This window comes from Candidatus Stygibacter australis (assembly GCA_030765845.1).
GTDB classification, from domain to species: domain Bacteria; phylum Cloacimonadota; class Cloacimonadia; order Cloacimonadales; family TCS61; genus Stygibacter; species Stygibacter australis.
Genome location: JAVCDJ010000180.1, coordinates 1 through 13,091, shown reverse-complemented (window position 1 = coordinate 13,091; position 13,091 = coordinate 1). Strand labels below are relative to the sequence as shown.

Sequence of the window (13,091 nt, the reverse complement as noted above, 5' to 3'; positions counted from 1 at the left end):
CAGTGGGGTATGGCTGGGTATGAAACCCCTGGATTTCAGATTATTAAATAGAAAATTTGATAGTCAAATTGAAATTGATAATTTTTTATCCACCGTGGAATTGATTGAAGGGCAATATACAAAGGCGTTATGTGGTGAACATCTGGCAATTGATGGATATCCTGTTTGCCCTCCAGAGGGCTGGTATTGGGTGGAAGTAGAGGATGTAAATTTAGAAGTTCTGGAGAATGGAGTGATCTATAATTACAGATTGACCATAGCAGGAGCAGATAAGAGCTGGGAATTTGATTTAAAAGGGATAAAGGAATAGATAATAATGTCACGAGTAAAGATATTATCTGAAGAAGTGAGTAATAGAATAGCAGCAGGGGAAGTAATAGAACGCCCCGCATCAGTGGTCAAGGAACTGGTGGAGAATTCATTGGATGCCGGTGCTGATGAGATCACGGTAATCATTGAAAATGGTGGAAAGAAGCTTATCAAGGTGATTGATAATGGGATTGGTATGAGTGAAGATGATGCCCTCACCGCTTTTGAACGACATGCCACCAGTAAGATAAGAACTGTAAGTGATATATTCAGCATTTCTACACTAGGGTTTAGGGGAGAAGCACTGCCAAGTATTGCCTCAGTAAGCCAGATGACCCTGGTTACTCGGGAAAAGGATAGTGAAGTAGCTACTCAGGTGGATTTTAAGGGTGGTAGACTTACTAATATGAGCAAAGTATCTGCAAATCCTGGGACATCAATAGAGATCAGGAACCTATTTTCTAATGTGCCTGCCAGGAAGAAGTTTTTGAAAACTGATCCAGTGGAATATAAACACATCTTGCAATATATCCATTATCAATCAATTGTGCATTTCCAGACGGGATTCATATTTATAGTAAATGGAAAGGAAAAGCTTAATTATCCGGTCGCTGGAAATCAAGACGAGAGGATACGACTTGTGCTGGGAAAGAAGTTTTTCAGCAGCAATCGGATGAGTATAGATGAAAGCCGGGGAGGAATGCGGCTTCATGGTTATATTAGTGGTTTGGAAGAACCGGAAGCAATTTATGATCAGCATTATATATTCGTTAACGGCAGATATATAAAAGACAGGATAATTTCACACAGTATAAATAGTGCCTATGATCCCTTTATAAAGAAATTTCGCATGTTTCATCATGGGAAACTACCTCCTTATATTCTGTTCCTGGAAATTGATCCAGCATCAGTGGACTATAATGTTCATCCTGCCAAGCTTGAAATCAGATTTCGGGATTCGGGAACAGTGCATCAATTCATAAAGACAGTTCTAAGTAATAAACTTCTATCTTATGAAGAGGCAAAGTACAGCGAGATCAAGCGAAAGCTGCAATCAACTGCAGCACAGGAAGACGGCATCAGGGATTTTGAAAGCAGAATATATAACCGGAAAACGGATAAGCGCCGGTATGAAGAAGTGCGAAAAGATCTCCAGGACGTTTATCAACCGGATATTTTTAAGGGAGAACGTCGAGAAGACGAGGAATTGCTGCAGCAAATGCATGATGACAGTATAATGCGCAATCGGCGTGATATGCTGCCTCAGGAAGAAGAAATAGTTAATCCCTGGCAATTACACCAGAGTTATATATTCGTAGCTACAGAAGACGGAGTGCTGGTGATTGATCAGCATGCTGCCCATGAAAGAGTTGTTTATGAAAAACTGATCCAGAGACTTCACGGTGCACCTGCACAGAGTCAGAAACTGCTTTTTCCTATTGTAGTGGAATTGCCTCCATTTATGCAGTTAACTGTCCCGCAGCTTATTGAATCAAACCTTGCTGAATTTGAGAAAGTGGGTTTTGTTATTAAAACCTTCAGCAATAATTCCATAGTGATTGATGAAATACCAGTAGAATTGGAGAACTGGGATGGGGGAGAGATATTCCTGGATATATTACGGAATCTGGAAGATGAACTGAACGAAACTGAGGATTTCCGTGATGGTATGGCAAAATCAGTAGCCTGCAAATCAGCAATAAAAGCTGGTAGAAAAATGAGTCGTAAGGAGATGCTGGCACTTATAAATGATCTCTTTGCCTGTGAAGTGCCTTTCTTCTGCCCTCATGGTAGACCGGCTATAATCAAACTTACTCTAACGGAGTTTGAGAAAAGATTTAAACGCATAGAAACCTGATGTTAAAAGAAAAGATAATCATTATCCAGGGTGCTACTGGTATTGGTAAAAGCCATTTGACCGAAATACTGGCAGAGGAGTTTGGGACTGAAATAATCTCAGCTGACTCACGCCAGGTGTATCGATATCTTGATATTGGAACCGCTAAACCAGATAGGAGCATTCAGACGAAGATAGATTATCATCTAATAGATATAGTAAATCCAGATGAAGAATATAATGCTGGCTTATTTTGCCGGGATGCCTGGAAAGCATTTTCCGGTATAATCAGCAAAAATAAAATTCCCTTAATGACAGGTGGAACAGGTTTTTATATAGTTGCATTCCTGAAGGGGCTGGCAATTATTCCTCCGGTAACGGCATCAGCCCGAGACAAAGTAGCTGAGATGCTGATAAACATGAGTAATGATGAGGTACATTCCTATCTGATGGAAATGGATCCGCAAGCGGGAGAAAAAATAGAGAAGAATGATCAACATAGAATTCAGAGGGCATTAGAAGTCTATGAAAGCAGTGGAAAACCACTTTCCTGGTATTGGGCTCATCCGATAAAAAAAAAAGATTTGGAAGTTCTGAATATCCTGTTAATGCGGGATCGGGCAGAACTATATAAACGTATTAATGATCGTATTGACAAAATGTTGACTGACGGTTTGATAGAAGAAATCAAGTTATTATTACAAAAGGGCTATCAGGAAAGCGATCCGGGCATGGTATCAGTTGGCTATCGGGAATTTTATCCCTGGCTCAGAGGGGAAATAAACTTTGCTGAAGCAGTTGATCTGGCTAAGCAGCATTCCAGGAATTATGCCAAAAGACAATTAACATGGTATAGAAAACAAGATTTTGATTTGACAATCTCAATGGAAGACATTAATATATATAGTATAAAAGAAGAAATAGCCAGATTTCTGGGAAAAGGAGATTAAAGTTGGTAGCGATTGTAAATGGATTCAGGATCACAAAAGAACAATTAAGAAAGGAAAAAGACTTTGTCAGCCTTAAGAATGGAGATCTTGATCAGGAAGGTATATTCAAGCAGGCATTAAAGAATCTAATTGATGCTGCTATCATTTTACAACAATCTGAAAAGGAAGATGTTAAGGTAATGGAATGCGAGATCGATGAGGCATTAGTTGACTTCCTTTCATATTTCAATAGTGAAGAAAACTATAAGACCAAATTAAAAGAGATCAAACTTACCGAAGATGAATTACGAGATCGATTGGAATTGCATGTACGGGTTGGAAAATTTCTGGCAGGCAAATTTGAATGCAAAGATAATGCCTGTGAAGAAAGATTATATCGCTTTTTTGAGACGAATCGAGAGTTATTTACAACTGATGTGAAAATCAGATTGAGTCATATACTTATCAAGGGAGACTGTGAAGAAGCAAAGGAATGTGCGGAAGGTATCCGGGAGAAGCTGCATACACCGGAAGATTTTAACAGATTAGCAGCAACGGTTTCTAAATGTCCCAGCAGTAGTCAGTATGGTGATCTGGGCTATCTTCTTCCAGGAGAATTGATCCCTGAGCTTGATGAAATCGCTTTTAAAATGAAACCAGATGAGATCAGTGACGTGATCAAGACTTCTTTTGGATTTCATATCTTAATGCTTACTGAGCTTATACCCTCAAGAAAACTGGAGTTTGACGAAGTTAGGGAATTTTTAAGCGATTATCACCAGGATGTTTTGATGGAAATGAATGTTGAGAAATATTTGAATGAATTGAGAAAGAAAGCAGATATCAAGATACTATAAAAAAATATATCTTTGAAATACCCCTTTTTCCTTTACAAATGAAAGAAGGGGATTTTTTTTAATACCAACAATGGTGGGAGAATATAATTATGAGAAAATTATGTGTTAAATTAGACAGGATAGCAGGACTCAGGCAGTTAAGAGATTCATTGGAACCCGATCCAGTATCAGCAGCAGTAATTTGTGAATTGAATGGTGCTGACAGTGTTTCAGTACGTATAAGACCAGAGCAATCATCGATACAACCCCGGGACATCAAACTATTAAGGCAGATGGTGCAAACACAATTGAATCTGGAGATACCAAACAGGCAGGATTATCTTACTATGGCATTGAAGTATAAACCTGATATGCTGACTATTATCCCAACCTACAAAGATGGAAGTGTGATGCATAACGGCATAAAGATCAATCGCAATCTGCAGGATACAGTGGATGAATTGAGAAAGACTGGTATGAATATCTGTCTACTGCTTGACCCTGATCCCATGCAGATCAAGCAGGCGATTAAGCTGGATATTCAGGCAATCGAGATATGTATTGGTAACTATACTTTATTGAAGGACAAAGCAGAAATAAATAAGGAACTGACTAATATCTGGAAGTCAGCGGAATTGATCCATCAAGCAAAACTTACTTGTGCTGTGGGACATGGGCTTGATTATCAAAATATCAAAGAACTGGTGAAGATAAATGAGATCAGGGAATTCAGAATAGGATATGCTTTAGTTGCCAGGGCAATATTTACCGGTTTGGATAGAGCAATAAGAGATTTAAGGTTGATGATAGATTAAAAATTTAAAAAGGGCAGATAATTTCTGCCTTTTTTTTTATTCACCAATAATTTTCACCAATAATCGTTTCCTTCTTTTGCCATCAAATTCACCATAAAATATTTGTTCCCATGGTCCGAAATCAAGTTTACCATCAGTGATTGCAACCACCACTTCTCTTCCCATGATAGTTCGTTTCAGATGAGCATCAGCATTATCTTCAAAACCGTTATGAGCATATTGGGAATAGGGTTTTTCCGGGGCGAGTTTTTCCAGCCACTTCTCAAAATCAGAATGCAGACCGCTTTCATCATCATTTATGAACACACTGGCAGTTATATGCATGGCATTCACCAGACACAATCCTTCCTTGATACCACTTTCCAGAAGACAGTTATTTACATCAGGAGTTATATTGATCAGCATTCGTCTTTGTGGAATGTTGAACCAGAGTTCTTTTCTGTATGATTTCATCTTACTTTGCCTTGATCACAATATTATCAAACCAGGAATTCAGATCACGGATAAGAGTTTTATCAAGTTTCTTTTCTATATCAATATATACCCGAGCCCGGGCTTCTTCCAAAGATATTGAGCCGGCTCTACCCGAGGGATTCAAACTGAGAATTATATTTCCATCAAGCTGAGTAAGGTTCAAAGATATATCCCAGCGATAAAATACTATATTATCATCTCTCTGAAGATCAGTGGGTGACATATTTATGGAACCTTTTACAGTTATGAATCCATCACTTTCAACTATCTGAAAACCAGCACCAGTAATAATTCTTTTCAGGATACTATTAATTCTACCCTCTTCATCTACCTCAATATTCAGCGAAAAGGTGATATCTCTGGCCGCCTTAACGTAATTATCTTTTATAGAATTATTATCATATTTAACCTCAAACATGGAACTCATCTGAGGAGAGATAATCCTGTACTGGCGTAGCAGGTCTTCATTTTTCTGGGTAATCATCCAGGCAGCACCATAAAAAGCATAGATATCCAAGGGATCATCAAGTTTACGGGTTTTATTCTGATAATAAATTATCTGATCGCTGTTGGAAGAGATCATTTCCTCATAAATACCGGCAGTCTCAAAACGGTTAAGATAGGCAATCGTGTGCACTTTTGCTTTATCATCAGTATATGATTCCCCAAACTGCATGTTGATAAGAGCTTCATTAGAAGTAAGGGTTACATTTTTTGTATTTCTGGCAAAATCTTCTGTAGTAGTAATATTATTTTTAGTAAGCTCTTCGTATCTTTTTTCCATAGTCTCACTGGCAGAAACTTCTGTGCGAAATATGCGAGAAAGCTTTGCTGCTGCATCTTTTTCTGCATCAGAACGTGAAAATCCTGATCCTATGGAGGTGATATATTGAGTATTAGGATATTTGCTTTCAGGATCATCAAGCCAGCCAGGGCGAGGAGCACGTTTTACTGCATTATTGCTGGCACAGGATATGAGGATAAAAAGTACAATGACTGCTATTATATATTTTTTCATATTTCCTCCCTTATTGCAGGCAAAAAGATTCCAGAATATTGATTCCTTCTCCCGCTATTTGTATTGCACCACGATCATCAGAAAAGATCACGTTTCCATATTTATCAAGGTATTGTATCTCCACCCTGTGTTCTCCCGGAGGAAGATGTATCTCAGCTATATGAGCAAGCTTGGGAAAGTAATGTGAGATACGCATATCAGCCTGTTCAGTAGCAGACAGTGCCATATCAGCCCCAAAATTCAGGATAGAGGACAAAAGTTCATTATTTGCCTGCTTCTCGATCTTATCTTTACCTTTCTTAGCCAATAATCCCTTGGTAACAGTACGGATAACTGTTTTCAGATAGATAAGATCTTTCTTTAATTCAAAAGTACTGGTTGCCACATTATCAATGTTTTCCAGTAGTGCAGGTTTATATTTTCTGCCATCAACCATTATTCTGATATTATTGATCTGAGAAGGTCTGCTTTGCATAATAGGTATCTGGAACTTGAAAAACAGATTATCCGGAACATCCTTCCAGTAGAACATATCAAAGTAATCGGTTACTTTATTACCGGACAGCTTTTCCTTGCTGGTGCCAATGAAAATATGATCATTCCAGGTGCGTATCCACCAGGTGCGAGAGCGCTTTTCAGGTGATTTACCTGTGAAACAGAATAGATTTAATCTGCCTTCTGCATCTTGCTCAAGACTTGTGGAAAGATCTGGTTTGGCAAAATTATATATATCAGATTGAGATTCCCAGGCTTCATTAAATCTATTCATATCAATGCGTACATCATCCCAGTCATCTGCTGACCGATAGAGCAGCATACTGATATATCTTGCCATCGCTGAATTATAAAATCTGTTTTCAACCTTTCTATCGATTTTTGCATCTTTTGGTGCGTCCAGTTTTGAGCTTTGATCAGCATATTTATCTTCCAGCACATTCAGTTTGCCATTTACTTTTCTCACTTCCACAAAGGCATCTTCGGGATCATTCAGATTTATATAATTAAGTGCCTTAAAGATATTCAGATATATATCTTCATAATCTTCTCCGCCATAATCCAGAGCATTATCATTAAGTGCCATAGATAGTGCTGCTTTGGAGATGCTCTTAGTGTAAAGCTCTTCAATTGCTCTTTCGGCTTTCGTGAGGAATTCATTACTTAATTTGTAATCACCATTAAAATGATAAAGCATTCCCAGATCAAGATAATACATCACTCTGTCTTTGAGTTTATAAACATTTTCTTTGGCTTTGATCACCGAGTTGATCGCTCCGGGATAATTACCATTATATACTTTTTGGGTGGTTTCTTCAAAAAAGACGTTATTAGTGGATACGTAAGAACATCCCACAAAGAGAAGAGCAAGGATAGTGCTGATTAAAGCTGCTTGTGATACTCTCATTGCTTTAGAATTTTACTTTTTTATGATAGATCAGCTTATTTTTAGGTAATGTCTCCAGCCAGACCTTTTCATTAGTTTCAATATTCACCAATTCCAGATCAACCTGATAAGTGATAACCTGCTGGTTATCTTTGATGTCACGTAATGATTTAATGCTTCCCATCAGCATAAAGTCTGCTGCAGCCTCATTTGCCAGGGCTTTCACAGTCTCATCAGATGCATAACTTTGTTGATCATGCCTTTCTTCCCTTATTTCCTTGCGCTCATTCTTTGCTGACACAAATTTCACCTTTCCGCTATTGGTTAATTCGCGTTCAATATCTTTCATAAAGATATCTGTTTCAATATGTTCATCAGATAGATTAGCAATTTTACCTAAAATGATCCGTGGTGCTCTCTCTTCTTCACTTCTGAAATTTGGCAGCCAGCCTGATGAAAGCATGCTCATGATCATCTGCTGAGATACGTCCCTGCTGTCAGTAGCATTCCACCTTCCAGAAAGATCAGGGATTTCATCATCACTCAAACGTGTTACTTGTGTATTCTGGCTGGCACAACTGCTGAGTAAGATTATTGCTATTGTAAGAATTGACAGGAATAGAATCTTTTTCATAAATCCTCCCAATAAAAGTACGGGACCTGTTACTCAGATCCCGTATAGTTTTATTATATTATTTGGTTTTTCCGATTTCGAAACCTTTATCGATTGCTGCCAGGTTCATATCATAAAGTTCTGGAGCTTTTGCCTTCAAAGGAGCAATCGCTTTCAGCATTGTTTCCTTCTGAACTAATCCGGTTTTTCCCATCACCACACCAATTGCAACCATATTCATAACCTTAAGATTACCAATTTCTTTCGCAATACTGGTCATGGGAGCAGAAATTATATTAATATCTGTGCGGTCAATTCCATCTGGGCACATATCTTCATTAAAGATTAAAAGCCCATCAGGTTTGATCATAGGTCCAAACTTATCAATTGAAGGCTGGTTAAGAGCCACAACGATATCCGGATGAGCTACAACTGGAGAACCAACTGGCTTATCTGAGATCACAGTTGACACATTAGCAGTTCCACCACGCATCTCTGGTCCATAAGAAGGCAGCCAGGATACATTCTTTCCTTCATTCATACCTGCTTTCACCAGGAACTTACCAATCGTTAAGGCTCCCTGTCCACCAAATCCTGCACATATCATCTCAGTTTTCATGTTATGCCTCCTCTTTGCCATTATCACGGAAATTCTGGATCTTAAAGAAAGGTAACATCTTTTCGCGTGCCCAATCACGGGATTCAATGGCATCAAGTCCCCAGTTTGTGGGGCAGGTAGAGATAAATTCGATGAAAGTGAAACCACGTTCTTCTTTATTATAGGTCAATGCTTTCTTTACTGCTTTTTTGGCTTTCATGATCTCAGCAGGGGACAGGAGACTTACTCTTTCGATAAAGTAAGGTGCCTGCAATGTATTCAGAAGTTCACATACTCTGATGGGATAGCCTATATCATCCACATCTCTGCCATAAGGAGAGGTGGTGGTTTTCATGTCAGGAAGCGTAGTTGGTGCCATCTGACCACCTGTCATACCATAAATTGCATTATTCACGAAGAACACGGTGAAATGTTCACCACGATTAGCTGCATGAACAATTTCTGCAGTACCGATAGCTGCCAGATCTCCATCTCCCTGATAGGTAAATACATTCATATCAGGACGGGCACGTTTCATTCCCGTTGCCAGTGCCGGAGCTCTACCATGCGCAGCTTCCTGCATATCAAAATTAAAGAACTTATAGGCAAACACTGAGCAGCCTACAGGAGCTACGCCCATCATCTGGTTACGCATACCAAGTTCATCAATGGATTCTGCTATCAATCTATGTGCTACACCATGCAGACAGCCTGGACAGTATGTGAAATTAAGGTCGGTCAGTGTATTTGGTCTTGTTGCGATGACTTGCATTATTTCGCCTCCTCTAAACTCTCTTCTATTTTGGCTTTCACTTCATCGGTTGAGAATAAAATTCCACCAACCTTACCCATGAAATCAACTGGTACTTTTCCATTTACTGCTATCTTCACATCCTGAACCATCTGGCCCAGATTCAATTCAAATACGACTACCTTTTTCACTTTGGGTCCCACTGCTTTAAAAACAGCATCATAAGGATAAGGCCAAACTGTGATGGGTCGAACCAGTCCAATATTATGACCTGCATCATTAAGTTCATCTACTGCTGATTTACATATTCGTGAGGCAGTACCAAATGCTACTACCAGTATCTCATTATCTTTATTGATATTATAATCTTCCCAACGCTGCTCATTAGCAGTTATCTTGTCATATTTCTCGCCCAGCTTGATCACATGCTGCTCAAGAACCACTGGGTCTATCTCCAGTGAATTGATCTCATGATGATGATGATTAGGCTCATCTTCATTCGGACAGCAACACCAGTCAAGATGCTGATTATCAAGTTCTTTCAGTTCTGCTTCAGTCTTAGCTGGCTGAAATTCTACCGGTTCCATCATCTGTCCCAGCAAACCATCTGCCAGAATTATTACCGGATTACGGTATTTATCCGCTAGATCAAATGCCAGAGCTGCCATATCAGCAAATTCCTGCACAGTGCTTGGTGCCAGGGCCATGGTGTAATAATCACCATTACCACCACCACGGGTAGCTTGAAAATAATCTCCCTGGGCTGGTTGAATATCACCAAGTCCCGGTCCGCCACGCTGAACATTAATGATCACTGCGGGAAGATTAGCTCCGGCAAGATAGGAAATACCTTCCTGCTTAAGTGCTATTCCAGGAGAAGATGAAGATGTCATCGCTCTTCTGCCGCAACCGGAAGCTCCATATACCATATTTATCGCTGCTATTTCACTTTCTGCCTGAACGAATACACCATTTGCTTTCGGCATCATGCGAGCCATATATTCTATTAATTCACTTTGTGGGGTTATCGGATAGGCAAAATATAACCGGCATCCTGCTCTGATTGCTGCTTCTGCTACTGCTTCATTGCCCTTCATTAATACTTTCTCTGCCATCATTCCTCCGTTTATTTCTCTATCGTTATTGCCACGTCAGGACAGGTTGTGTAGCACAGTTTGCAGGCTATGCAGGCTTCCTGATCAAAACATTCAGCATAGTGATAGCCCTTTTTGTTAATTTTCTCAGAAAACCGGATAATCTTCTTGGGGCATGCTGCAATGCATAACCCACAACCCTTACAATATTTAGGATCGACTGTCATTCTCGCCATAAATATCTCCTTTTACTTTTTTTTATTCTTTATACTAAGAATTCTCCCGCTTTGGTTTATGTCAAAGACTTTTTCCTGTTTCCACCATAAAAACTGATTGAAATACATACTCCCCGCAAATGTTATCAAATACTGCGTCAAATAACACCCACCCCTCCCCGTTTTCGGCTTTGCCGAAAACGGGGAGGGGTGGGTGTTCAAGTATCTTTTTCTTTCCACGGGTTTCACCCGTGGCTATTATTGTATTGCTCTTTCAGAGCATAAGAAATTACATCATCGATAATAAATTCGCTGAGGATATCTGATTTAATAATCATTGACATGAATCACATATATATTTGGCTATATCCATGATAAAGGATAAGATGTTTCCCAGGTTTGCGTTGTATGGTTTTTTGAAGAATCTCAGGTTCTTTGAGCCATTTCTGATCTTATTTTTTCTGCAGCAGGGCATTTCATATTTTCAGATCGGTGTGTTATATGCCATCAGAGAGATTTTAACTAACCTGCTGGAAATACCTTCCGGTTTCCTGGCAGATATTTATGGTCGTAAGAAATCCATGCTGTTTTCTTTTTCAGCATATATCGTATCCTTCATTATATTCACCTTTGCTTCAGGGTTTGGTTTTTTCGTGATAGCCATGTTCTGGTTTGCCTGCGGTGAAGCATTTCGTTCCGGGACTCATAAAGCCCTGATCTTATCGCATTTGCGGCTTACAGGCAGGCTGAATGAAAGGCTTAATTATTATGGACATACCCGGGCAGCATCACAAGCTGGATCGGCTCTTAATTCCCTGCTGGCAGCAGCACTGGTCTTTTATACCGGGAATTATCGCTTTATATTTCTGGCAGCAGTAGTACCTTATTTGCTTGATCTGGTGAATCTTGCCAGTTACCCGTCTGAGCTTGATGATCACTGCAATTCAAAGGAAAATATAAAACCCTTTTTTAAAGATTACTTTGCTTCATTCCTTTTGATCTTCAGACATTCGCAAAATCGGAGGGTGTTTTTAAACAGCTCTATCTTTACAGGCTGTTTCAAAGCCAGCAAGGATTATTTGCAGCCAGTGTTGAAAGCCTGGGCTCTGAGCCTGCCCCTCTTGATAGCATATTCCAAAGAGCAACGCTCAGCAGTCATTATAGGCATAGTGTATTTTGGTATTTATCTACTGACTGTAACTGCTTCCGTGCGTGCAGAAAAGATCACAAACCTGTTCCATTCATCAAAACAGGCTATGAATATAACCTTCATAATTGGAGCACTAATGCTGTCAATTTCAGGACTAACGCTGCATATTAAGCTGCCGATTATCGCAATCCTGGCACTGGTTATCCTTTTTGTTATGCAGAATTATCGCAGACCGGTAAATGTACATCTGCTTTCAGAAACGATACCGGAAAATCTGATGGCTTCAGGACTTTCTGCCGAAACGCAATTATCAACCATTATTACAGCTCTATTTGCACTGATACTGGGCTATCTGGCAGATAGCTTTTCAGTGGCAGCAGCCTTGAGTGTATCAGGAGCTATTTTAGGGATATTATATTTGTTAGCAAAACTGAAAAGTACATAATAATAATATTAGTTAACGAAATTAGTATCTTCGGGAACGAATACAGTAAATAATGCTCATGGAACCCACAGGGAACCCACAGCGAGCATACAGGGGAGGTGGATGTGATGGAATATGTGTCTAAATAGATATAATTAAAGCGATTAGGAAGAAATGCCTGTTTTAAGTTTGAAATTTGATTTTATGGAACTGATGTCCTAAGTAAAAGAGCGGGAGAAATGAGAAAGTACTGACGAGAACAATTGTATTGAAATGAAATAGTGCCATACCTAAAGTAAATAATTATTGACAAGGAATTGCCTCAATGTAATAAAAGTATTCGTGGTTTCAAATTTGGGTTTTCGGGGATTTTTTGTAGAGGGGCGTAGTTACAATACCACTAATTTTTAAAATTGGAGGAAAAATGAAAAGGTTTAGTTTGTTAATCATTTTACTTCTACCTCTGATTTTATTGTCTTATTCCTGGCAGGTTAATCATGATGGCAGCGGAGATTTAACAACAATCCAAGCAGCAATCGATACTACTGCTTTGGCAGCAGGGGACAGCATTATTGTCTGGGCGTGTGCAGACAGTGTGGAATACTATTATGAAAGCCTGATTATTGAACGAGATATTTCTTTTACAT

General features: G+C 39.2%; 15 protein-coding genes. 7 read left to right on the top strand and 8 right to left on the bottom strand.

The genetic code is table 11. The features are described from left to right. The 5 genes from RAO94_09215 to RAO94_09195 form a co-directional block, all read left to right on the top strand. Positions 1-310: hypothetical protein (locus RAO94_09215; protein ID MDP8322516.1), on the top strand; the 310-nt coding region annotated here is incomplete at its 5' end. Between the two features lie 6 nt (positions 311-316). Beyond that, positions 317-2,167, top strand: a complete 1,851-nt coding sequence (mutL, locus tag RAO94_09210) for a DNA mismatch repair endonuclease MutL (GenBank protein MDP8322515.1) — start codon at positions 317-319, stop codon at positions 2,165-2,167. Next, the gene (gene miaA / locus RAO94_09205; GenBank protein ID MDP8322514.1) at positions 2,167-3,096 is read left to right on the top strand and encodes a tRNA (adenosine(37)-N6)-dimethylallyltransferase MiaA; all 930 of its coding nucleotides are present in this window, start codon (positions 2,167-2,169) and stop codon (positions 3,094-3,096) included. Before mutL ends, miaA begins: the two co-directional genes overlap by 1 nt. 2 nt (positions 3,097-3,098) lie before the next feature. Next, a complete protein-coding gene (locus RAO94_09200; protein MDP8322513.1) occupies positions 3,099-3,932 on the top strand; it encodes a peptidylprolyl isomerase in 834 nt (277 codons plus the stop codon). 89 nt (positions 3,933-4,021) lie between these two features. Beyond that, complete coding sequence (locus RAO94_09195; GenBank protein MDP8322512.1) at positions 4,022-4,726, top strand: pyridoxine 5'-phosphate synthase; 705 nt, start codon at positions 4,022-4,024, stop codon at positions 4,724-4,726. Positions 4,727-4,762: 36 nt separating this feature from the next. Here the strand turns inward: RAO94_09195 and RAO94_09190 are convergent, their stop codons facing one another. Genes RAO94_09190 through RAO94_09155 form a run of 8 tightly spaced genes read right to left on the bottom strand, consistent with a single transcriptional unit; the run spans position 4,763 to position 10,891 of the window. Further along, positions 4,763-5,131, bottom strand: coding sequence for a secondary thiamine-phosphate synthase enzyme YjbQ (locus RAO94_09190; GenBank protein MDP8322511.1), 369 nt, complete (start codon positions 5,129-5,131; stop codon positions 4,763-4,765). Between the two features lie 49 nt (positions 5,132-5,180). Then, a complete protein-coding gene (locus RAO94_09185) occupies positions 5,181-6,218 on the bottom strand; it encodes an LPP20 family lipoprotein (GenBank protein ID MDP8322510.1) in 1,038 nt (345 codons plus the stop codon). 10 nt (positions 6,219-6,228) lie between these two features. Beyond that, positions 6,229-7,620, bottom strand: coding sequence for a hypothetical protein (locus RAO94_09180; protein ID MDP8322509.1), 1,392 nt, complete (start codon positions 7,618-7,620; stop codon positions 6,229-6,231). Positions 7,621-7,624: 4 nt separating this feature from the next. Further along, entirely contained in the window at positions 7,625-8,233 is a 609-nt protein-coding gene (locus RAO94_09175; protein ID MDP8322508.1) for a penicillin-binding protein activator LpoB, read from the bottom strand. 58 nt (positions 8,234-8,291) lie between these two features. Next, entirely contained in the window at positions 8,292-8,831 is a 540-nt protein-coding gene (locus RAO94_09170) for a 2-oxoacid:acceptor oxidoreductase family protein (protein ID MDP8322507.1), read from the bottom strand. Position 8,832: 1 nt separating this feature from the next. After that, positions 8,833-9,582 (bottom strand): thiamine pyrophosphate-dependent enzyme, encoded by a 750-nt coding sequence (locus RAO94_09165; protein ID MDP8322506.1) that lies wholly within the window; start codon positions 9,580-9,582, stop codon positions 8,833-8,835. Next, a complete protein-coding gene (gene vorB, locus RAO94_09160) occupies positions 9,582-10,679 on the bottom strand; it encodes a 3-methyl-2-oxobutanoate dehydrogenase subunit VorB (GenBank protein MDP8322505.1) in 1,098 nt (365 codons plus the stop codon). Before vorB ends, RAO94_09165 begins: the two co-directional genes overlap by 1 nt. Before the next feature lie 8 nt (positions 10,680-10,687). After that, complete coding sequence (locus tag RAO94_09155) at positions 10,688-10,891, bottom strand: ferredoxin family protein (GenBank protein MDP8322504.1); 204 nt, start codon at positions 10,889-10,891, stop codon at positions 10,688-10,690. A gap of 395 nt (positions 10,892-11,286) precedes the next feature. Here RAO94_09155 and RAO94_09150 point away from each other — a divergent pair, with 395 nt between their 5' ends. Both RAO94_09150 and RAO94_09145 read left to right on the top strand, forming a co-directional pair. Then, positions 11,287-12,465: an MFS transporter gene (locus tag RAO94_09150; protein MDP8322503.1), complete on the top strand. Its 1,179-nt coding sequence runs from the start codon at positions 11,287-11,289 to the stop codon at positions 12,463-12,465. A gap of 403 nt (positions 12,466-12,868) precedes the next feature. Continuing rightward, a partial coding sequence (locus RAO94_09145) for a hypothetical protein (GenBank protein MDP8322502.1) occupies positions 12,869-13,091 on the top strand: 223 nt, incomplete at its 3' end.